The sequence below is a fragment of the Afipia sp. 1NLS2 genome (genome assembly GCF_000178995.1).
Classification (GTDB): domain Bacteria; phylum Pseudomonadota; class Alphaproteobacteria; order Rhizobiales; family Xanthobacteraceae; genus Afipia.
Window position 1 is genome coordinate 346,913 of the sequence record NZ_ADVZ01000004.1, and the last position, 21,028, is coordinate 367,940.

At 58.6% G+C, this 21,028-nt stretch carries 15 protein-coding genes and 2 pseudogenes; 12 read left to right on the forward strand and 5 right to left on the reverse strand.

Going from position 1 to position 21,028, the window contains the following annotated elements; genetic code table 11:
• Nucleotides 1-274 precede the first annotated feature (274 nt).
• The 3 genes from AFIDRAFT_RS15780 to AFIDRAFT_RS15795 all read left to right on the forward strand — a co-directional run bounded on the left by AFIDRAFT_RS15780 (nt 275) and on the right by AFIDRAFT_RS15795 (nt 1,894).
• On the forward strand, nt 275-499 hold the full coding sequence (locus AFIDRAFT_RS15780; RefSeq protein ID WP_009340566.1) for a hypothetical protein: 225 nt from the start codon (nt 275-277) through the stop codon (nt 497-499).
• 726 nt (nt 500-1,225) lie between these two features.
• Entirely contained in the window at nt 1,226-1,525 is a 300-nt protein-coding gene (locus AFIDRAFT_RS15790; RefSeq protein ID WP_009340568.1) for a DUF1488 family protein, read from the forward strand.
• A 135-nt stretch (nt 1,526-1,660) separates the two neighbouring features.
• Nucleotides 1,661-1,894: a hypothetical protein gene (locus AFIDRAFT_RS15795; protein ID WP_244469106.1), complete on the forward strand. Its 234-nt coding sequence runs from the start codon at nt 1,661-1,663 to the stop codon at nt 1,892-1,894.
• 292 nt (nt 1,895-2,186) lie between these two features.
• On the opposite strand, the gene AFIDRAFT_RS15800 is transcribed toward AFIDRAFT_RS15795, so the two are convergent.
• Nucleotides 2,187-2,360, reverse strand: a complete 174-nt coding sequence (locus AFIDRAFT_RS15800) for a DUF1328 domain-containing protein (protein ID WP_040298549.1) — start codon at nt 2,358-2,360, stop codon at nt 2,187-2,189.
• Between the two features lie 351 nt (nt 2,361-2,711).
• Between AFIDRAFT_RS15800 and AFIDRAFT_RS15805 the strand changes: the two are divergent.
• Nucleotides 2,712-3,199, forward strand: a pseudogene (locus tag AFIDRAFT_RS15805) (MmcB family DNA repair protein).
• Between the two features lie 424 nt (nt 3,200-3,623).
• The gene (locus AFIDRAFT_RS15810; RefSeq protein ID WP_009340571.1) at nt 3,624-4,136 is read left to right on the forward strand and encodes a YciE/YciF ferroxidase family protein; all 513 of its coding nucleotides are present in this window, start codon (nt 3,624-3,626) and stop codon (nt 4,134-4,136) included.
• A 177-nt stretch (nt 4,137-4,313) separates the two neighbouring features.
• Here AFIDRAFT_RS15810 and pdeM read toward each other — a convergent pair whose 3' ends face one another.
• Together pdeM and AFIDRAFT_RS15820 are read right to left on the reverse strand one after the other, a co-directional pair.
• The gene (pdeM, locus tag AFIDRAFT_RS15815) at nt 4,314-5,009 is read right to left on the reverse strand and encodes a ligase-associated DNA damage response endonuclease PdeM (protein WP_009340572.1); all 696 of its coding nucleotides are present in this window, start codon (nt 5,007-5,009) and stop codon (nt 4,314-4,316) included.
• A complete protein-coding gene (locus AFIDRAFT_RS15820) occupies nt 5,006-7,570 on the reverse strand; it encodes a ligase-associated DNA damage response DEXH box helicase (RefSeq protein WP_009340573.1) in 2,565 nt (854 codons plus the stop codon). The genes pdeM and AFIDRAFT_RS15820 overlap by 4 nt, the downstream gene beginning before the upstream one ends.
• 137 nt (nt 7,571-7,707) lie before the next feature.
• Between AFIDRAFT_RS15820 and AFIDRAFT_RS15825 the strand changes: the two genes are divergently transcribed.
• Entirely contained in the window at nt 7,708-8,742 is a 1,035-nt protein-coding gene (locus AFIDRAFT_RS15825; protein ID WP_009340574.1) for a ligase-associated DNA damage response exonuclease, read from the forward strand.
• A complete protein-coding gene (locus AFIDRAFT_RS15830; RefSeq protein WP_009340575.1) occupies nt 8,739-10,448 on the forward strand; it encodes a cisplatin damage response ATP-dependent DNA ligase in 1,710 nt (569 codons plus the stop codon). Before AFIDRAFT_RS15825 ends, AFIDRAFT_RS15830 begins: the two co-directional genes overlap by 4 nt.
• Here AFIDRAFT_RS15830 and AFIDRAFT_RS15835 read toward each other — a convergent pair.
• Nucleotides 10,417-10,917: a cupin domain-containing protein gene (locus tag AFIDRAFT_RS15835; RefSeq protein WP_009340576.1), complete on the reverse strand. Its 501-nt coding sequence runs from the start codon at nt 10,915-10,917 to the stop codon at nt 10,417-10,419. The genes AFIDRAFT_RS15830 and AFIDRAFT_RS15835 overlap by 32 nt on opposite strands.
• A gap of 64 nt (nt 10,918-10,981) precedes the next feature.
• Nucleotides 10,982-11,578, reverse strand: a pseudogene (locus AFIDRAFT_RS15840) (UdgX family uracil-DNA binding protein); the annotation flags it as partial.
• Nucleotides 11,579-11,867: 289 nt separating this feature from the next.
• On the opposite strand from AFIDRAFT_RS15840, the gene AFIDRAFT_RS15845 reads away from it, so the two are divergent.
• From AFIDRAFT_RS15845 to AFIDRAFT_RS15865, 5 genes are all read left to right on the forward strand, one after another.
• Nucleotides 11,868-12,680 carry an ImuA family protein gene (locus AFIDRAFT_RS15845; protein ID WP_009340578.1) on the forward strand — a complete coding sequence of 271 codons (813 nt, stop codon included), beginning with the start codon at nt 11,868-11,870 and terminating at the stop codon, nt 12,678-12,680.
• A complete protein-coding gene (locus tag AFIDRAFT_RS15850; RefSeq protein WP_502685480.1) occupies nt 12,571-14,175 on the forward strand; it encodes a Y-family DNA polymerase in 1,605 nt (534 codons plus the stop codon). Before AFIDRAFT_RS15845 ends, AFIDRAFT_RS15850 begins: the two co-directional genes overlap by 110 nt.
• Nucleotides 14,172-17,498: an error-prone DNA polymerase gene (locus AFIDRAFT_RS15855; protein WP_009340582.1), complete on the forward strand. Its 3,327-nt coding sequence runs from the start codon at nt 14,172-14,174 to the stop codon at nt 17,496-17,498. Before AFIDRAFT_RS15850 ends, AFIDRAFT_RS15855 begins: the two co-directional genes overlap by 4 nt.
• Before the next feature lie 565 nt (nt 17,499-18,063).
• A complete protein-coding gene (locus AFIDRAFT_RS15860; protein WP_156786909.1) occupies nt 18,064-19,599 on the forward strand; it encodes a class I adenylate-forming enzyme family protein in 1,536 nt (511 codons plus the stop codon).
• On the forward strand, nt 19,596-21,011 hold the full coding sequence (locus tag AFIDRAFT_RS15865) for a lactate racemase domain-containing protein (RefSeq protein WP_009340587.1): 1,416 nt from the start codon (nt 19,596-19,598) through the stop codon (nt 21,009-21,011). Before AFIDRAFT_RS15860 ends, AFIDRAFT_RS15865 begins: the two co-directional genes overlap by 4 nt.
• Nucleotides 21,012-21,028: the final 17 nt, after the last annotated feature.

The following is a 21,028-nucleotide window of genomic DNA, read 5'->3' on the forward strand; positions in this document are numbered from 1 at the left end:
TTGTGCTTTCGGTCGTTGACGGGAGCAACTCCCCGATGGACCTGAATGTTCCGGACCAGCGCCTTCACGACTTAGCGACACTGCCATAAGCGACAATCCGCGCCCAAAAGCCACACCGGATGCCCATAATGAGATAGGGCGTTGAGTAGCTTTTCCATCAAAAGAACCCATATCCAAGACGTGAGGCTGCTCTCCCGCAAAAGTAGCATCGCGACATCGGCCTCTAGGCCGCATCTTCGGCGAATACGGATTCCGCCGGCATAGGGAACCCAAAATGAAAAAGCCTCTCCTGCTGCCTGAAGAGCAGCCGCGCAAAGCCCAGCGCGCCGATCGGGCACCCGCCAGTGGTTTTTCCCTGGTCGTAGATGGCCATTACAAAAACGAGTACCCGGATGAAGCGGCGGCGAAAATCGCGGCAACTGAGCTATTGGGTCGATACCCGATGCTGCTAATCGAAATCTATGACGGCGAGAAGCAGACTCGGTCGAAGTTTTCCTGAGTGCTCGTGAATCAGTATGGCAGAAGGCCCTTAAGGACCTCAGCCTGATCGTGCTCGGTGAAGGGCTTTTTCAGAAGAGGCCGCTCCCGATACTGGATCATTTCGATATTTGAAGCCGCGGATGGAACTTCTTGTGAAGCCTCGCATTGGCTTCGAGAATTCGCATGGAGATTGCATGAGAAAGATCATATTCGCAGCCTCGCTTGTTTTAGGTGCTTCGCTCCTTTCGGGTCCAGCGATGGCGATTCCTGCCAGCGGTCCGGCGTCGATGCCGCTGCCAAGCGATACTCAGCAGATTCAGTTCTTTTTCGGTGGAAGAAATTACTGTTGGTATGACGATGGCTGGCACGGCCCTGGGTTCTATTGGTGCGGCTACGCATTCCGCCGGGGACTAGGTTGGGGTGGTGGCGTAGGTTGGCATGGCTGGCACCATCGGGGAGGCGGTCATATTGGCGGACACGGCGGTCGACATCCATCCAGCATGCATAGAGGGTCTCCGGGGCGCGTCGGTGCCGGTGCTGTTACACGCGGATCGCGTAGCGGAAGTGTGAACCGCGGTGCCGTTGGACGTGGCGGCGGGGCTCGTGGCGGTGGAGGTCATAGCAGCGGCGGTCACGGTGGTGGCAGTCACGGCCACCATTAGGTGAGCTTAAATCCTGCGGAGCCCTGTTACGGCGCTCCGATATCGACTCTGAGCAGGGGAGCCGGCAGAAGAGGATTGTTGCCATGGTACTCGCTCAAGGCGAATTCAAAACTTACGATTCAGATCGAGACGTCGTACGGTTCACCATGAAGAATGGAGACGCCGAGGTGCCTTGCGCTATCAGCACTTCGGCGATGGACAATCTCGATTCGCCGATAAAAGTAAGCGAAAGCCAGCGCGAAGCTCAGTTCATGCGATTGCGTCCACGCATCGAGGAGCGAGCCGCGCGGAAGATCCTCGATGCCGAGTTCGAGGGTAGGCCTGCAGGGATTATCCTGCGCAGCATTGATTTTCGGACGTCAGACAAATTGCATGTCGCATAAGAGGTTGGCACGGTGCAGACGTGCACGATTTTATTTCAACAATCGCGATCCTGGTTGACCCGGTTCATATCTTCAGGATGGTTCGGGTGAAATGCACAATCAAAATTCTCCCGCTCCAAACGCTAGAAGCAGGTCATGACCCAACAGGATTCCGGAATGCCTGTGAGGCCTAAAATGAAAATGGAGGTCTATTCACATGCAATCAACAACAATGCCCGGTTCGGGAAGGGCTTCCTGATTGGCGTTAGTACAGGCCTGGCTATCTTCATCGCCAGTGTAATCTTGGCATATGCCTTCGATCTTAATGGAACCCAGCCTATGATCGACGGGCTATTTCAGAAGATCGTGAGTGGGAATTGGCGATCCTGAACGAGCAAGCGCATTTCATTTTCACATTGCGCATGGACATCAGTCCTTCGGTGTTGGTGGCGTAGGACGCCAACAGTGGCCATGCATGGCCTTGATTGCCGAAGTGAGGACTAACGGCTCGAATTAATTCTCCTCATTTAAGTTGGTTTTGTCCGCAGCATGGAAGTACCGTCCTTGGTATGTCGGAAGACGGCGGGTTTGGCGTCGGCTGCACACAAGTGTGACCTGGAAGAATCTTTCGCAACGATTCAAAACCAGCCTTTAAGGCTGAATCGAACCGCCGATCATCGGCTCACGCTTTAAATATCGTAAGACCTAAAATCAGCAATACCAGGAAAATGACCACAAAAACGTAGAACAGGATTCTCGCAATATCAGCGCTCGCAGCTGATACTCCAGTAAAGCCGAGCAATCCGGCTATAATAGATACAACTAAAAAAATCAGTGCCCATTTTAAAATTGACATGATCATTCCCGTAAAACTGTTCGCAGTAGGCTGGTAGATTTCGGCGAGTTAACCTTTCTTCTGTGTGATGGTTCCGTAAGGAGTTTAGAAGGCGCTCACGGTCCCGCGCGAAATGTCTGCCACTGTGTTAAATTTCGCGTTGCAGCGAGCCCCTGGTGACGATGCTGCTTGCGATATCAGGAAGCCACGGCAGGCTCGGTTTGACCTAAGCGCTTTCGCGTCCCGGAGGTTGGTTGGGCAAACAAGCGCCCGCGAAGCTGTGCTTGCAGGTGCTTCGCGGTGGAAAGTAATGTGGTGATGTCGCCGATGTTCCCTCTGGGCCGCAGCGATGCCTGCCTTTATGATGGCGGAATGTCCCACCCCCCTTTCAATGCTGTGGTGCCTCTCGTCGATGGCCGCCAATCCGAAACTGCGCGTCTGGTGGCGCGGGGTACGTCGCGTTTCCTCGCCTCGCTCGGTTTTTTTGCATTGAGGAATTGCCGTTACCTTCTGGTGGCCGAGCCGATCTGGTGTCGATGAACGCGCAAGGCGATATCTGGATCGTTGAAATCAAGTCCTCTCGCGAGGATTTGCGCGCGGACCGAAAATGGCAGATCTACCGGGCACATTGCGACCGGCTGTTTTTTGCTTTTCCAGCTGAATTGCCCTGCGATCTTTTCCCGCCCGATACTGGATTGATCGTAGCCGACGGATACGGCGCCTATCAGCATTGTGAAGCGCCCGAACATCGCCTGTCTGCTCCGACACGCAAGGCGATGATGATTCGTTTCGGGCTGGCTGCCGCACGGCGGATGAGCCGGTTGATCGACCCGCAGGGGCATAGCATCATCGACGAATAGGATTATCGTCGGTTGTTGCGGCTTTTTATTGCTCTCCCGGAAACCTCAGTGAGGCCCAATTGTTCAAGCCGACGACAAATTGTCGGAGGTCGTTATGGGAAATGAACAAAATCGTTCGGGGCAGAAGCTCGCCACTCAAGGAATATCGCTGGATGATAAAGGCTCAGGAGTAACCGACGGATAAGGCTCGTGCCCAAAAAGCGAGCAGGAAGGATCGGGGTAGAGATCCTCCCGGTGAGTAGCAAGCTTCAAGCCCCAAAGGTAGCGATGACGATCCACACCACGGCTAATTCAGGATAGCGACCGGAAAACCTCTGGCTCTGCGTCGTGGATCAAGCATTCAGTCTGGCTAAGGGTAGGGTGGAGGCGACAAGGAACTTGCGGAACATGTAAGTGTTCAATGCCCATCATAAAGGAGTGACTCATGGGCATTTTCAGCAAAGACATCAAAACAATGGATGACCTGCTCCTGCATCAACTGCAGGACATCTATTACGCAGAGCATCAGATCACCAAGGCACTTCCGAAGGTGATCGAAAAAGCGACCAATCGCGATCTGGTATCCGGCCTCAAGGCTCATCTGGAAGAAACCTACAAACAGATCGAGCGCCTCGACAAAGTGTTCGCAAAACTCGGCCAGCAACCCAAGGGGACGTCCTGCCCGGCAATCGACGGGATCATCAAGGAGACGGATGAGGTCGCGGGTGAGATAGAGGATAAGGCTGTGCTCGATGCCGCGATCGTTGCGAGTTGTCAGGCGGTCGAGCATTACGAGATTTGCCGATATGGCACGCTCATTGCGTGGGCCGAAAGCGCTGGCCATGATGAAATCGTCCGTCTTCTCACGACAAATCTCAACGAAGAGCATGGCGCCAACACCAAGCTGAATACCGTCGCGATGCGGAAGGGTGTGAACAAGAAGGCCTCTGCGGCCTGACCCTGCGGTTATTCGGGACAGCAGGTTCGCGCGAGCCTGCTGTCCCGAGAGTATATGGTGGCTTGCACACATAGCTCTGCGTAGAAGCTGTGGCGAAGACACATAACCAGTTGAGCCGCGCATTAATTCCAAGTGCGATTTGTTTTTTTGGCTTGGCCCGAGCAGTTTGTTGGCCGCTCAATAGCACCGCGCGGCTGTGATGCGATGGACTTGGCGATCGCCGAGAAGATGAGCCATGAAAGCGGAGGTCTGGAAGATCGCCTTGAACGCTTCATCGCGGATGCTGAGTCCGCCGGTATAGGCGCCAAACGAGGGCATCACCGCGCGCAAGCCGTCGCTGGCAAAACATCGGCGCTCAACTGAACGGCCGCGCTGGCTGACCCGCGCCTTTGGATGAAGATGGCCGGCGATCTCGCCGTGCGCCCCCGTCGGTTCATGACGGAAGGTCAGCGGCCCCATTCGTACTTCCTTGGCAACCGTACCGCCGATCTCGCGCGGCAAGGCTGGATCGTGATTACCGGCGATCCAGATCCAGTCGCGTCCCGTCTGCAATTTGGTCAGCGTTGCGCGATTAGCCATATCGAGCCGTTGATGCGCGTCGCGGTCATGAAAGCTGTCGCCGAGTGAAATCACTCTGCGCGGATCGTGGCGTGCGATTACCGCACACAGCTTCGCCAGTGTCGCGGCCGTATCGTAAGGCGGCAGCAGCACGCGGCGGGTGGCGAAGCTCGAACCCTTTTCCAGATGCAGATCGGAAACGACGAGCAGACGCTCTTCGGCCCAGAACAGCGCGCCAGACAGATCGGCGATCATGTCGATTCCGGCAATGCGCACGACATTCAGCGCAGCCGATGTAGCTGAAGCAATCGTCATGAATCCCGCGCCATCGCCTCTTTCACGAGTTCCTCGGCGGCTTCCGCCAAGAGTACGTCGGAGGCTTCGCCATAGACCGCCTCGCGTCCGATTTCCAGCATCACCGGCACCGCCAGCGGCGAAACCCGATCGAGTTCCCGATGGGTGATTCGCCGCTTGATGCGCGCCAGCATATCGCTGAGACGGCGGATGTCCAAAAGGCCGGTAGCGGCATCGGCGCGGGCGGCGCGCAACAGCACATGATCGGGCTGGTGCTTGCGCAACACATCGTAAACGAGATCGGTCGAGAACAGTACCTGCCGCCGTGACTTCTCCTCGCCGGCAAAACGGCGCGGGATCAGGCCGGAGATCACCGCGCAGGTGCGGAACGTGCGTTTCATCAGAGCGGATTCGGCGAGCCATGCTTCGAGATCGTCGCCAAGCATGTCGGGATTGAACAGCTCATCGAGATCGAGCCTGTCGTTTCGGATCGCGGCCGAGGCATCGCCCAGCATCCACACCGCCAGGGCATATTCGTTGGCGACAAATCCCAGTGGCCGCATGCGAGCGCGCTCCAGCCGCCGCGTCAGCAGCATGCCAAGCGTCTGGTGCGCCAGACGGCCCTCGAACGGATAGCAGACGAGATAATGCTTGTCGGCGCGCGGGAAGGTTTCGACCACCAGCTCGCGCGGGCCGGGGATTTGCGAGAAGGCCGCCTGCAGCGACAGCCACTCGCGCACCTGCTCGGGCAGATGCGCCCACGCTGTGCGGTCCGCCAGCAACAGCCGCACGCGCTCGGCAAGGTAGGTCGAGAGCGGAAACTTGCCGCCCATATAGGACGGCACCTTGGCGTCAGCGTCATTGGCGCGAGAGACATAGACCTGATCTTCCATCAGCGCCTCGTAACGCACGATCTCGCCGCCGAACACGAAGGTGTCGCCGCTCACAAGTCCCTCGATAAAATATTCCTCGATCTCGCCGAGCAGCCGTCCGCCGCGCGCAATTGGTCCGGTCACGCCGCTACCACCACGCCGCGCACGCACGAGACGCACCTTCAGCATCGGCTCCTCGACGATGGTGCCGACATTGAGCCGGTAGCTCTGCCGCACTTTCGGATTGGCGACGCGCCAGCGTCCGGTCTTGTCCTGCCTGATGCGCGCGAAACGCTCGTAGCTTTTCAGCGCGTAGCCGCCGGTGGCGACGAAATCAATCACATCGTCGAAATCGGCACGCGCGATGTCCGCATAGGGCGCGGCGCTGCGAATCTCGTCGTAGAGTTCGTCCGCGAGAAACGGCTCGCCGCAGGCGCGGCCAAGCACATGCTGCGCCAGCACGTCGAGCGCGCCTGCGCGCAGTGGCGGGGTGTCTTGCGCATTCTCCGCCACCGCATCGATGGCGGCGCGGCATTCCAGCACTTCGAAGCGGTTGGCTGGCACCATCACCGCGCGCGAGGGCTCGTCCAGGCGATGGTTGGCACGGCCGATCCGCTGCATCAGGCGCGAGGCGCCTTTCGGCGCGCCGACGTTGATGACGAGGTCGATGTCGCCCCAGTCGATGCCGAGATCGAGCGAGGAAGTGCAGACCACGCCGCGCAGTTTGCCAGCCGCCATCGCGTCCTCGACCTTGCGCCGCTGCGCGACATCGAGCGATCCGTGATGCAGGGCGATGGCGAGATTATCGTCGTTGATGCGCCACAGCTCCTGAAACAGCATCTCCGCCTGCGAGCGGGTGTTGACGAACATCAGCGTCGTCTTGTTGGCTTTCACGAGATCATAGATTTCGTGCAGCGCATGGCGCGCCGAATGCCCGGCCCAAGGCAGGCGCTCGCGTGTGTCGAGCATCTCGACGATCGGCGCCGCTCCGGCATCGGCGATTACGAGATCTGCGGCGCGAACCTCGCTCTGTTTTTGCGGGACCAGAAAACGGCACAGCGATTGCGGATCAGCGACCGTGGCCGAGAGGCCGATGGTCGTCGCCTGTGGCGCGAGCGTCCACAGCCGCGTGAGACCGAGAGCAAGCAGGTCGCCGCGCTTTGAAGTGACCAGCGCATGTAGTTCGTCGAGGACGATGCGCTTGAGCGAGGAAAACATATATGGTGCATCGTCGGACGACAGCAGCAGCGCGAGTTGTTCCGGCGTCGTCAGCATGATGTCGGGTGGATAACGGCGCTGGCGCTGGCGGCGCGAGGCGGGCGTGTCGCCGGTGCGGGTCTCGACCCGGATCGGCAGATTCATATCGACAATCGGACGCTCGAGGTTGCGCGCGATGTCCACCGCGAGCGCCTTTAGAGGCGAGATGTAGAGGGTGTGGAGGCCTTCACCTTGCCGCACGTCGCGTCCGGTAGAAACCAGCTTGGGGCGCGAGGGTTTGGGCGAGCCCAGTTCCACCAGCGTCGGCAGAAAGCCCGCCAGCGTCTTGCCGGCACCGGTCGGCGCGATCAGTAGCGCGGAGCGGCCCTCGAAAGCCTTTTCCAACAGCGCGAGCTGATGCACCCGTGGCGCCCAGCCGCGCGCGGCGAACCAGCGCGCGAAACCGTCCGGCAAGCAGGGAAATGATCGATCGTCGGGGAAGGGTGCCGCCACGTACTCTAGCTAAACACAGCCATGCCCAAGGTCGAGTCCGCTTTGGCGGGGCAGATCGGGCTTGGAACCTTAATCTATGTTGAGAGCGAGGTCCCCGCCGGGCTCGCCTGGCAGGAATAGCCTCCTATATACCGGGCATGCGTTCACCCTCCCTCTTGAAGCCGGTTGCCGCCGGGCTCTGCTGCGAAGGCGGAGGCTTTCATATCGATCCGGTCAGGGCGGTGGAGCGCGCGCTGATTACGCATGGCCATTCCGACCATGCCCGCCCCGGACACCGCGCGGTGCTGGCGACGCAGGAAACGCTCGACATCATGCGGCTACGCTATGGCGATGATTTCGCCGGTTCGACACAGGCGATTTCCTACGGCGAGGAAATCCGGCTCAACGACGTGACCGTGGCCTTCCATCCCGCCGGGCATGTCCTGGGCTCGGCCCAGATCATGGTGACGGATGGACAAACCCGCATTGTCGCATCCGGCGATTATAAAGACGCACCCGACCCGACCTGCGCGCTGTTCGAGATCGTGCCTTGTGATATTTTCATCACGGAGGCGACCTTCGGCCTGCCGATCTTCCGCCATGGGGAGGCAGAGGGTGAAATCCGCAAGCTGCTGGATTCGGTCGCCTTGTTTCCGGAGCGCGCACATCTGGTCGGTGCTTATTCGCTCGGCAAGGCACAACGGATCATCGCTCTGTTGCGCAAGGCGGGCTACACCGCGCCGATCTATCTTCATGGCGCGATGGAAAAGATCACGCGCTATTATGAGAGTCGCGGCATCGCGCTTGGCGAGCTACGGCTGGTGAAAGGCGTGAAGAAGGCCGATCTTGCCGGCACCATCACGCTGGCGCCGCCATCGGCCATTACCGACATTTGGACGCGCCGTTTCCCGGATCCTGTTGCGGCCTTCGCTTCGGGCTGGATGCGCACGCGCGCCCGTGCGCGGCAGAAGGGCATCGAACTGCCGCTGGTGATTTCCGATCATGCCGATTGGGAGGGCCTGACCACCACGATTACCGCGACGGGTGCGGGTGAAGTCTGGGTTACCCACGGGCAGGAAGATGCCCTGGTGCATTGGTGCAAGGCTAAAGGCTTGAAAGCGCGGCCGCTCGATCTCGTCGGCTACGGCGATGAGGACGAACCTTCGACGATGGGGGAAGGCGAACGGCCATGAACCGCTTCGCGCATCTGCTCAATCGGCTGGCCTATGAGCCCGGCCGCAATAACAAGCTGCGGCTGATCGTGAATTATTTCCGCGAGGTCGAAGATCCCGATCGCGGCTATGCGCTTGCGGCGCTCACCGGCGCCTTGTCGTTTCGACATGCCAAGCCGGGACTGATCCGCGACCTGATTGCGGCGCGCACCGATCCGGTGCTGTTCGATCTGTCCTACGATTATGTTGGCGACCTGTCGGAAACCGTCGCGCTGATGTGGCCGATGCCGGAACGCGGCGGCGCCGGTCACAACCAGCCACCACCGACATTGAGTGATGTCGTCACGACCTTTCATACGCTCGGAAAGACCGAGATCCCCGCCCAACTCGTCCGATGGCTCGACCAGCTCGACGAGACCGGGCGCTGGGCGCTGTTGAAGCTCGTCACCGGAGGATTGCGCATCGGCATTTCCGCGCGACTGGCCAAGACCGCCGCGGCCGCGCTCGGCGACAAGGACCCGCATGAGATCGAACTGATCTGGCCCGGCCTCACCCCGCCTTATCTCGATCTGTTCGCCTGGCTGGAGGGCCGCGCCGACAAGCCGGTCAATCGCGATCCCGCGCCGTTCCGCCCGGTGATGCTGGCGCATGCGGTGGAGGATGCCGATTTTGCCGCTCTCGATCCCACCGACTTTATCGCCGAATGGAAATGGGACGGCATCCGTGTGCAGGCGGTGAGCGGCCGCGACGAGGATGGCGAGATCGTTACACGACTTTATTCGCGCAGCGGCGAGGACATCACCAGGAGCTTTCCGGATTTGTTGCCGTCGCTTCGCCTGCCGGGCGCGATCGACGGTGAACTGCTGGTGTTGCGCGAAGGCCGCGTGCAGAGCTTCAACGTGTTGCAGCAAAGGCTCAACCGCAAAAGCGTGACGCCGAAGTTGATCAAGGACTATCCGATCCATCTGCGTGCCTACGATCTGTTGGCGGACGACGAAAGCGACCTGCGTGAATTGCCGTTCGCCGAGCGGCGCGAACATCTGGAATCTTTCATCGCGCGGCTGGACGACCCGCGCATCGATCTGTCGCCGTGTGTCCCTTTTTCGACATGGCCCGAGCTGACGGCCGCCCGCGCCGATCCATCGAGCGCGGGTGCGGGCGATGATGCAGATGCGGTGGAGGGCGTGATGTTGAAGCGCCGCGACGCGCTCTATCTGCCGGGCCGCCCCAAAGGCCAATGGTGGAAATGGAAGCGCGACCCGCACATCATCGATGCCGTGCTGATGTATGCGCAGCGCGGCCATGGCAAGCGTTCGTCTTATTATTCGGATTACACGTTCGGCGTCTGGACGGAGGGTGAGGAGGGCGAGCAGCTCGTGCCGGTAGGTAAGGCCTATTTCGGCTTCACCGATGAGGAGTTGATCCAGATCGACCGTTTCGTCCGCCGTAACACCACGGAAAAATTCGGCCCCGTGCGTCATGTGGTGCACGAGCCGGATAAGGGACTCGTGCTGGAAGTCGCGTTTGAAGGATTGGCGCGCTCACCGCGCCACAAGTCCGGCGTTGCGATGCGTTTCCCGCGCATCAATCGGCTGCGCTGGGACAAGCCGCCCGGCGAAGCTGACAGGCTGGAGACGCTTGAACGGATGCTTAAACCTGTGCCGGCTTCGGCTGAAATTGATGCGTGTTACGAAACTAGCGCGATTCGTTTGGATCCCGGTGAATAGGGTCGATCCATAATACAGTCTCTGGTTTCTCGATGGGTTCGATGTCGAGATTGATTGCAACAGCTTCACCGTCGCTTCGGACCAAAACGCATTCCAGTACTTCGTCGGTGCTGGCGTTGATCTCTTGATGCGGTACGTAAGGCGGCACAAAAATAAAATCACCCGGATTGGCTTCTGCCGTAAACTGAAGATGTTCGCCCCAACGCATCCGCGCCTTGCCTTTTACGACGTAGATGATGCTCTCTAAATGGCCGTGGTGATGGGCTCCGGTCTTGGCGTCGGGTTTGATGGTGACGGTGCCAGCCCATAATTTTTGCGCGCCGGCGCGCGCAAAATTAATTGCAGCTTTACGGTCCATTCCGGGAGTGGACGGGACGTTCGGGTCGAGCTGATTGCCGGGAATGACCCGCACGCCGTCGTGCTTCCAGCGATCATGGTCGTGAGAATGGGAATGATCGTGTTCGGACATGTTTATCCCGCCTTGAATTGTCGCGTAGTGATCTAGCTGACGACATTTTATTCCAAAATAAGCCTTAGGTAGCTTTCTCCTTGTGATGGATATACTCAAACGCCAGCTTAAGGTCGCTGACAAAATGCGCGTATTCGCGAGCCTTGGCGTCTGCATCGGGCAGCCGCAACAGATAGGACGGATGCACCGTCACCAAAGCCTTGGTATCTTCAGTCAAATCCAGAAAGTGTCCGCGGTTTTTCCCGATCGGTGTGATCTTGCCGAAAACGCATTGCGCAGCCGTGGCTCCCATAGCGACCACCAGAGCAGGCTTCACCGCTAGAAGCTCGCGCTCGTACCATTGCCGGCAGGCTCTGATTTCGGATGTGTTCGGTTTTTGATGCAGACGGACTTTTCCGCGTAGGACGAATTTGAAATGCTTCACTGCATTGGTGATGTAGACCTTGTTGCGCGGAATTTTGGCTTCGTCCAAACCACGAGCCAGAACCTGACCCGCGGGGCCGACAAATGGCTTGCCGGCCAGGTCTTCCTTGTCGCCGGGCTGTTCGCCGACCAACATGATGGGGGCATGAGCTGCGCCTTCACCGAACACGGTTTGCGTGGCGTCCTTGTAAAGATGGCAGGCCCGGCAATGCGCGGCTTCCTCGCGTAGATCCGCAAGGCTCTCTGTTCCAAAAAGGTCGGGGTCGGGGTCGAGGTCGCGGGCAGCGTGGCGCATGGGTCCTCTCTCCGGCTTTCTGAAGTTCAATCAAGAGAGCCGCGGCAAGTTTCCGCGTCAAAAGTCAGAACCTCATTGGTTCTGTTGATAAAAATCTGGCTCCGAGACTCTGGTTGACTCGCTGGGGCTGGGCAGGATTATATTAGAATATAACGTGAACATAACGTGAGCATAACGGCTGGTCCGTCGTTAGAGGAAAACGAAGGGCTGCCTCGATCTCTGGGAGCGGCGCATGACCGGCGCGCGTGTGAGTACGCTTGCGTCCTTGCGGGACGCTATCCGCCATCTTGAGGCGCAAACCATGCCCCAGCAGATGGCGCGCGTGGCGCTCGGCCATCCCGGTGTGGATGCGACGCTGCAGGGCGGCCTGCTGCGCGGCGCGCTGCATGAGGTGTTCGCGACCGAGACCCGGCAGTCGGCTTCTGCGACCGGTTTTGCCGCAGGTCTGGTTCAGTGTCTGGCGAGCCATCGGCCGATTTTTTGGGTGCAGCAGGATTTCGCGGAAGCCGAAGCCGGTGCCTTGTCGATGAACGGGTTTGCCGAACTGGGTCTTGATCCGTGCCGTTTGGTGTTGGTGCGGGTGCTAAATGCGGAAACCGCGCTGAAGGTCACCGCCGATGCGCTGGCCTGCGACGCACTCGGTGCGGTGGTGTGTGAACTGTGGGGCGAAACGAAAACATTCGATCTCACCGCCAGCCGGCGGCTGACACTGGCGGCCCAATCGTCCGGCGTATCCTGCGTGCTGCTTTGTACATCGAGCCAGCCTGTTAGCAGCACGGCGGAGACGCGATGGGTGGTGCGGGCCGCGCGCTCGCTTCCTGGACCGGAATGGAACGCCTGGGGCGAGCCGATGCTCGATGCAGAACTTGTCCGCAATCGTCATGGGCAGCTAGGCCGATGGATCATGGAGTGGAATTGTGACGAGCGTATCTTCCGTGAACCGGCGACGTATTCTCAGCCTTTGGTTGCCGCGCCTGCCGACCGACCGCATCAAACGCCGGCTCGCGCAGGAGGATCGATCGCGCGCTTGCGACGGACTGGATGACGCGTTTTTCCGCAGACCTTGGATCATTGCGGACAGGCAGCATAACGCGCTGCAGATCGTCGCCATGAATGATGCGGCGGCGGCCATCGGGCTTGAGATCGGCATGCCGGTTGCCAATGCACGGGCGATCTGTCCCGACATCGAGGTGTTCGATGCCGATGCAGGAGCGGATGCGCAGGCTCTCGCTCATATCGCGGACTGGTGCGATCGCTTCACGCCGCTTGTCGCGCTCGATTCGCCTTACGGACTGTTTCTCGACATCAGCGGGTGCGCGCATCTGTTCGGCGGCGAAGCCAAGATGCTGGCGCTGGTGTGCGATTCACTGACGCGGCAAGGGTTCGTCGTCAATGCGGCGATTGCCGGAACGTCGGCTTGCGCGCGGGCGCTGACGCGCGCAGTGCGCGGCCGGATCGTGCCGGAAGGGCAAGAGTCTGCAGCTGTTGAGAACTTGCCTGTGTTCGCGCTCGGCGCGGAGGATGCCATCACACGCGGATTGCGCCGTGCCGGGCTGAAGACTATTGGCGACGTTGCCTCTCGTGAGCCCCGCGAGATCGCCGCGCGGTTCGGCAAGGCGTTCACGGATGTGTTGCGGGAAGTGCTCGGGCAATCCGATGCGCCGATCAGTCCGCGGCGGCTGCCGCCTGACTTCTTGGTCGAGAGGCATTTTGCCGAGCCGGTTGCGACCGAAGATGCGATTTCCGCGACCGTATCGGGCTTGGCGCAAAAACTCGTGGTTGCGATGGAGCAGCAAGGCAAGGGCGCCCGTCGGCTGGAGGCCAGTTTCTTTCGTGTCGATGGCGTGGTGCGGACCATCGCAGTCGATGCGGGGCAGCCGGTCACGCGTGCCGGCCTGATCGATCGCCTGTTTCGGGAACGGTTTGATGTGCTGGCCGACCCGCTCGATCCGGGTTTCGGATTCGATCTCATCCGTCTGTCCGCAAGTCGTGTCGAGGCTGTGGTGCAGGAGCAGCGCGATCTCGATGCGCGGACGCAGGACAATGACGAGATGGCGGCATTGATCGATCGCCTTGCGGCTCGTCTCGGCGGACAGCGGATCATGATCTACCTGCCGCAGGATACGCACATTCCCGAACGCGCTGCCCGGGCCATGCCGGCGCAGGTTTATCTGCCGAAGGCTTTATCCGCGCAATGGCCGCGACGCTGCGAGAGCGAACCCCCGTTGCGGCCATTGCGGATGTTCGAAAGGCCCGAGGAAATCAAGGTCATAGCGGCGTCCGTTCCGGATGGTCCGCCACCTCGTTTTACATGGCGGCGTGCGACCCATGCGGTCGTGCGGGCGGAAGGGCCAGAACGCATTGCGATGGAGTGGTGGAAGAACGAGACGTCTGTCCTCACACGCGATTATTTTCGTGTCGAGGACACGGAAGGCCTGCGTTTCTGGATCTATCGCGATGGTCTCTACGGAAGCGAGTCTGTCGATGACAAAGGCGAGCGTATCGACCCTAAATGGTACGTCCATGGGGTGTTCGCATGAAGGTCACCGATTATGCGGAAATCGGCATCACCACCAATTTTTCGTTTCTGCGCGGAGGGTCTCAGCCGCAGGAATATGTGCATCAGGCCAGCGAACACCGGCTACCGGTGATCGGCATCGCCGACCGCAATACCTTGGCTGGCGTTGTGCGTGCCTATAGCGAGCTTGCAAACCATGAGGTCAAATACAAGCCCAGACTCCTGATCGGTGCGCGCCTCGTCTTCACCGACGGAACGCCGGACATTCTGGTCTATCCGCGCGACCGCGCCGCCTATGGTCGCCTCTGCCAGTTGCTGTCGCACGGGAAGCTGCAAGCGGAGAAGGGTGAGTGCCTTCTCACGCTCGATGATCTTCTGGATTTTTCCGAGGGGCAATTGCTGGTTCTGACGTTGCCGCATCGGTTTGAAACGACGGTTGCGTTGAAGGTGCTCGGCCGGCTGAAGCAAAGCCGCGCCGATGGAGTCTGGCTGGCTGCAAGCCTGCTGTATCGTGGCGACGATAGGCGGCGCCTCTCCCGTCTGTACCAGATCGCAGCGACGGGACGCGTGCCGCTGCTCGCCACAAACGACGTTCTGTATCATCATCCGGCGCGCCGTCCGCTGCAGGACGTGCTGACCTGCATCCTCGAAAAGACGACGATCCACGCCATCGGCAAAAAGCTGCAGGCTAATGCCGAGCGACATATGAAGCCCGGCTACGAGATGGTGCGGCTTTTCCGCGATCTGCCGGAGGCGGTCGCGGAGACCATGAGGTTCGCGGATCGCATCACCTTCGCTCTCGACGAATTGAAATATCAATATCCCGATGAGCCCGTGCCGCTTGGCAAGACGGCACAAGAACATCTCACGGATCTCGTTAACGCAGGAATCCAGTCTTATTTTCCCAGCGGCATCGACGAAAAATTGCAAGCAACCATTGAGAAGGAACTGCGCCTGATCGAGAAACTCGGTTATGCGCATTACTTCCTGACGGTGCATGACATCGTTCAGTATGCCCGCTCGCAGAACGTTCTGTGCCAGGGGCGCGGGTCGGCGGCGAATTCCGCCGTCTGCTACATGCTCGGCATCACCTCGGTGAATCCCGCCGAAACCGATGTGCTGTTCGAGCGGTTCATCTCCGAGAAGCGGTTGGAGCCGCCCGACATCGATGTCGATTTCGAGCATTCCCGCCGCGAAGAGGTGATGCAGTATGTCTACCGGCGTTATGGCCGCCATCGCGCGGCGATTGTCGCGACTGTCATTCATTACCGGCCGCGCAGCGCCATTCGGGATGTCGGCAAGGCGCTCGGGCTGACGGAAGACGTCACCGCTGCGTTGGCCGATACGGTGTGGGGAAGCTGGGGCACGGGCGTCAGCGACATGCAGATCAGGCAGGCAGGCTTCGATCCGCAGAACGGAATGATCCGTCGCGCCGTCGAGCTTGCCACCGAGCTGATCGAATTTCCACGCCACCTGTCCCAGCATGTCGGCGGCTATGTCCTGACGCAGGATAGTCTCAATACCTACGTGCCGATCGGTAATGCCGCGATGGAAGACCGCACCTTCATCGAGTGGGATAAGGACGACATCGATACGTTGAAGATGATGAAGGTCGATGTGCTGGCGCTCGGCATGTTGACCTGCATCCGCAAGTGCTTCGATCTGGTCGCGGATCATAAAGGGAAGCGCTATCAGCTTTCGGACATCAATGCGGAAAAGGATGATAGCGGCCCGGTGTTCGACATGCTGTGCCGTGGCGAGTCACTCGGCGTGTTTCAGGTCGAGAGCCGCGCGCAGATGAATATGCTGCCGCGCCTGAAGCCGCGAACCTTCTACGATCTTGTTATCGAGGTCGCGATCGTCCGGCCCGGCCCGATCCAGGGCAATATGGTGCATCCGTATCTGAAGCGGCGGCAGATGAAGCCGGAAGAGATCGAATATCCTTATCCGAAGAGCGGCAACAAGAATGAACTGAAGGACGTGCTGTGCAAGACGCTCGGCGTTCCGCTATTTCAAGAGCAGGCCATGCGCATCGCCATGGCGGCGGCAGAATTCACGCCCGAGGAAGCCAATGGTTTGCGGCGTGCGATGGCGACGTTCCGCAACGTCGGCACCATGCCGAAATTTGAGAAACGCATGGTTGGCCGCATGATTAAGCGCGGCTACGATCCCGCATTTGCGCAAAGCTGCTTCGATCAGATCAAGGGTTTCGGCAGCTACGGCTTTCCTGAAAGTCACGCCGCGGCTTTCGCCCAGCTCGTCTATGTGTCCGCTTGGCTGAAATGTTTCCATCCCGATGCTTTTGCCTGCGGTCTTTTGAACTCGCAGCCGATGGGATTTTATGCGCCGGCACAGATCGTCGGCGATGCGCGCCAGAACGGCGTCGAGGTCCGTGAGATTGATGTGTCTCACAGCTTTTCACAGAACACTCTGGGAGAGCGAAGCGGCAAATACCATGTGCTGCACCTCGGCTTCCGGCAGATCGATGGATTCAAATGCGCCGATCCGGATGAGGAGAGGTGGCGCCGGATACAAGGCAAGACAAAATCGGAGGACTGGGGCGAGGCGATCGTCGCGGCGCGGTTGAGGCAGTCATTCACATCACTGGAGGATTTCGCGCGGGAGACTAAGTTGCCGAAACGTGCGCTGATCCTCTTGGCTGATGCCGATGCCTTCCGTTCGCTTGGACTGGATCGCCGCAGCGCGCTGTGGGCCATTCGCCGCCTGCCGGACAATGTGTCGCTGCCGCTTTTTCAATCGACGGCTGCTCGCGAACAGCCTGACGAAGACAGCGCTCCGTTGCCGCAGATGCCGCTGCCGGAAGAAGTGGTAGCCGATTATCAGACCATACGGTTGTCCTTGAAGGGGCATCCGATGGAATTCCTTCGCGCGACATTTACGAAGCAGGGGATTGTTTCCTGTGCGGCCATTGCCCATGAGAATGATAAACGGCGCGTGCGCTGTGCGGGCGTTGTGCTGGTGCGTCAGCGGCCGGGCAGTTCCAAAGGCGTTGTGTTCATGACGCTGGAGGATGAAACCGGAATTGCCAACATTGTGGTCTGGCCGAAAGTGATGGAGAAATTCCGCAAGGAAGTGATGGGTGCGCGGTTGATCGAGGTTGAGGGCTTCATCCAGAGTAGCCCGGACCGGGTGGTTCATCTGATTGCAGATCGTTTGTTCGACCGTACGTCCGATCTGATCGGACTCTCCAACGACGCTTTACGTCCATATCTGCAAGCGCAGAATTCTGCTGAAGGGGAGCAGAAGTTGATTTCTTCGGCTTCAGCCAAAGCCCGTCACCCGCGCCAGGTACGGATTCTTCCTGCTTCCCGGGACTTCCATTGAACCCGCAAAATGGTCCCCGAAAAGTTGCAGAAATCCCCTGATTTGGAGAAGGGTTTTCTCTGCAAATTTCCTTCGGGCAGCTTCAGATTCTTCCGCATGAGCTGAACCTTGTGCTGCATCGTGACGAAGGCGAATGCACTGTATTTCCATCGCTTGGATCGCGCAGGAGACACGGCCCCGAATGGGCCGCGCGTTTCCAGGCTGAGACATGCGCTCGACTACAAATCAGCATTTTGAGCAGCACGTCTTCGTATCATAGCGACGCGCCATCGGGGTTTGATCTGAATTTTACCCATAGCCGTTCGAATATCGAATTATCAGTCGTGGCTCCTCATCCCGATTTAATTGCGATCTTCTGTCTCAACATCCAGAAAAGCCGCTGAAGCATGCAGCTTGCGTCGGATATTGACTTCCCCATTTGTTGTACTCAGAATTTAATACGACGTTTCAATATATAGAACGTGCATGAGGTTCTTTTGAAACCCAAAGCTCTTCAAGGACTGCCGCGTGATCCTTCATCTAAAATTGTTGGAGACAATGCGTCGCTTTTGAGAACGTGTGTTGGATGGTGAAGATGCAGCTTGGTGAGATTCTTCGCAAACATGATCCAGCTTCGACGGCGGTGCTGTTTGAAGATCGGGCGCACTCTTACGGAGAGCTGGAATCTCTCTCAAATCGCTTCGCGCAAATGCTTCTCTCGGTCGGCGTCAAAGCTGGAGATGCTGTTTCCTATTTGTTGGGCAATGATCCCCTGCTGATAGCGGCCTACATTGCCGGTTTTAAAACCGGTATCGTTACCAATCCTCTTCACGACAGACTGACCGCGGATGAGATCGCCTACATCGTCAACCATGCGGGTAGCAAGGTCGTGGTGGTTGGAGAACCATATGCGGCGACACTTGCGGAAGCATTGAAGAACATCAGCAACGTTCGCGTGGTTTGTTTTGGCAATCCGGGCGTTTTGCAGAATGTGGCCGTTCCTGATCTGGATTCTTTTTCATCAGAGACGATTAGTCCGGGTGTGAACCCGAACGATGTCGCGCTGCTTCTCTATACATCTGGAACGACGGGGCGGCCGAAAGGCGTAATGCTGACGCATGGTAATGTCTCGTCCGGTATCGCGGCTGTAGCTGATGGTTTTCATCTCAAGCCATCCGATCGGACGCTATGTATCATGTCGCTGTCGCATACTAATGCGCTGATGTTCAGTACACTGCCATATCTGTTGTCCGGCGCGTCGGTTGCGCTGTGCAAACGCTTCAGCGCTTCGAACCTATGGGATCTTTGCGAGCACTACGAGGTTAACAGCTTCAGTGCTTCGCCGACCATCCTAAGCATTCTGCTGGAAGACGCGACCGGAAAGACTGGTTACCCGAAGCTTGAGTTCGTGAAGGTAGCGTCCGCGCCTACTTCGGTTGATCTGTCGAACCAATTTCACGCCCGTTTCGGACAAGATTTACTTATTGAAACTTACGGTCTGACGGAAACCACATCCATCAATGTGATGAATCCGCTTCGCGGTCCGCGCAAACCTGGGTCCATCGGAAGGCCGTTGCCGCCGAGCGAGATTCGCATCGTTGATGGTCAGGGCAAGGAACTGCCAGCAGGCGCAACAGGTGAGATCGAAATCCGCGGCCCGACTGTGATGAAGGGCTATTACAAAGACCCCGATGCGACGGCTGCGACGATCAGAGGCGGCTGGGTGAGATCGGGTGATCTGGCGAAGGTTGACGATGATGGTTACATTTTCATCGTCGGTCGGAAAAAGGAAACGATCATTCGCGGTGGTGAAAACATTTCGCCGCTTGAAGTCGAGCAAATCATCGCACGACATCCGGCGGTGCGGGAAGCCGCGGCGGTCGGAATTCCCGATCGCATTTATGGTGAGGTTGTCGCGGCCTGCGTCGTCAAGCGCGACGATGTAACGGAGAGCGAATTGATCCGGCACTGCAGCGAGTATCTTGCCTCTTTTAAAGTGCCGGCTCGCATCGCTTTCGTTGACGAATTGCCGCGCAATCCGATCGGAAAGTTTATCCGCCGGGCCTTGCTGCCATATTTTAAAGACGAGAGTACGCCGATTGCCAGCAAGAGGAACGCATGAACACAAAAAGAGTAGCCGTCGATTTCGGTGATAAAAAGATCGACATTGATGTCCCGGATCATGCGTCGGTCGTCGAGTTCGAGGATCCTCCGTTCCTGCAGGATCCCGCAGCGTCCATACGCGAAACGCTGGCGAAGCCATATAGTTCTCCACCTCTGGCTGAACTTATCAAACCTGGCATGCGGGTCGCGATCGGATTTGACGACATTACCCGGCCCAACATACCCCCGCGAACCATCTTGCCGATCATCGTTGAGGAATTGCTCGCGAAAGGCGTGAAACAGCGCGACATTCTGTTTGTTAATGCCTGCAGCAATCATCGTAAGAATACGCGTGCAGAGTTGGCCAATCATCTCGGCCCGGAGATTTTCGGCACGTTCTGGGGGACGGGTCAGATTCTCAATCACGATTGTACCGATCCGGAGCAGTTACAGTATTTCGGCGTCACGGATGGCGGTCGCTACGTCGAGATGAACAAGCATTTCGTCAACGCGGATCTGATGATCTATCAGGGGAACGTCGCCGCCGGTGCGTGGCGCAGTTATACCGGGACAGGCGTTGCCGTCGGCCTCGCATCGACACGCAGCATCGCGTCTCATCATAGTTTCCATGGGATTCCCGAGCCTGCCGTCAAGGTCAACGCAGAGAAGAAGGCCGCCGCCGCGCCACGCAGGCGCATTCCGAGCGTCAAGGAAGAGATGACGGATTACCTCGATCAGGCTCTTGGTCGGAAGGTTTTCTATATTAATTCCTTCAACGGTAGTGGTGGGCGCATGGCGGGCGTCTTTGCGGGCTATGCGGATGGTGTGAAGCCGCCGGCATGGGAATTGGCCGAGAAATACGTTCGCCGGCCGACACCGGAAGCGGATGTTCTAATCGTGGGTCTGCCTGCGAGCTATTCCTACGGCAGTTCGAACAATACTCTGATCGCAACCGTCGGCGCGACTGTACCTCCGCGTTATTGCCCGGAAGCGCCGGTTCTGCGCGAGGGCGGGGTCGTGATCGCGTGCTCGCCGGCCAACGGCCATATCGATGCCGATCGCTTTCCGTCATATCAGCCAGCCATCGATCTCTACGCGCGCTATTTCTCTTCGCGGGACATGGTTGATCACGAGGATGAATTCGATCATCGCCCTGACTTCCGGCACAAATATACGCATGGCTACGGCTATCCGCCGCTGCACGCATTCTGGCTATTCTACGAGAACGAGTATCTGCTGAAGCGAGCCGGTGCGGTCATTATGGCGGGCACGCCAAACCCAGGTGCATTCCGTGCGCTGGGTCTCACCCCCGCGCGTAATTTCGACGAGGCGTGGCAGATCGCGAAGAAATACGTCGGCACAAACCCCCGGACGGTGGTTGCGCCGACCTTCTGGAGCAAGCCCCGCATCAAGTTTGATGTGCCGAGGTGATCCGTTAACGGAGAGAT

What these genes read in the sequence shown, in the direction of transcription:
- AFIDRAFT_RS15780 (WP_009340566.1), top strand. Translation starts at nt 275, where the DNA reads ATGAAAAAGCCTCTCCTGCTGCCTGAAGAGCAGCCGCGCAAAGCCCAG.
- AFIDRAFT_RS15790 (WP_009340568.1), top strand. Translation starts at nt 1,226, where the DNA reads ATGGTACTCGCTCAAGGCGAATTCAAAACTTACGATTCAGATCGAGAC.
- AFIDRAFT_RS15795 (WP_244469106.1), top strand. Translation starts at nt 1,661, where the DNA reads ATGACCCAACAGGATTCCGGAATGCCTGTGAGGCCTAAAATGAAAATG.
- AFIDRAFT_RS15800 (WP_040298549.1), bottom strand. Translation starts at nt 2,360, where the DNA reads ATGTCAATTTTAAAATGGGCACTGATTTTTTTAGTTGTATCTATTATA.
- AFIDRAFT_RS15810 (WP_009340571.1), top strand. Translation starts at nt 3,624, where the DNA reads ATGGGCATTTTCAGCAAAGACATCAAAACAATGGATGACCTGCTCCTG.
- pdeM (WP_009340572.1), bottom strand. Translation starts at nt 5,009, where the DNA reads ATGACGATTGCTTCAGCTACATCGGCTGCGCTGAATGTCGTGCGCATT.
- AFIDRAFT_RS15825 (WP_009340574.1), top strand. Translation starts at nt 7,708, where the DNA reads ATGCGTTCACCCTCCCTCTTGAAGCCGGTTGCCGCCGGGCTCTGCTGC.
- AFIDRAFT_RS15830 (WP_009340575.1), top strand. Translation starts at nt 8,739, where the DNA reads ATGAACCGCTTCGCGCATCTGCTCAATCGGCTGGCCTATGAGCCCGGC.
- AFIDRAFT_RS15835 (WP_009340576.1), bottom strand. Translation starts at nt 10,917, where the DNA reads ATGTCCGAACACGATCATTCCCATTCTCACGACCATGATCGCTGGAAG.
- AFIDRAFT_RS15845 (WP_009340578.1), top strand. Translation starts at nt 11,868, where the DNA reads ATGACCGGCGCGCGTGTGAGTACGCTTGCGTCCTTGCGGGACGCTATC.
- AFIDRAFT_RS15855 (WP_009340582.1), top strand. Translation starts at nt 14,172, where the DNA reads ATGAAGGTCACCGATTATGCGGAAATCGGCATCACCACCAATTTTTCG.
- AFIDRAFT_RS15860 (WP_156786909.1), top strand. Translation starts at nt 18,064, where the DNA reads ATGGTGAAGATGCAGCTTGGTGAGATTCTTCGCAAACATGATCCAGCT.
- AFIDRAFT_RS15865 (WP_009340587.1), top strand. Translation starts at nt 19,596, where the DNA reads ATGAACACAAAAAGAGTAGCCGTCGATTTCGGTGATAAAAAGATCGAC.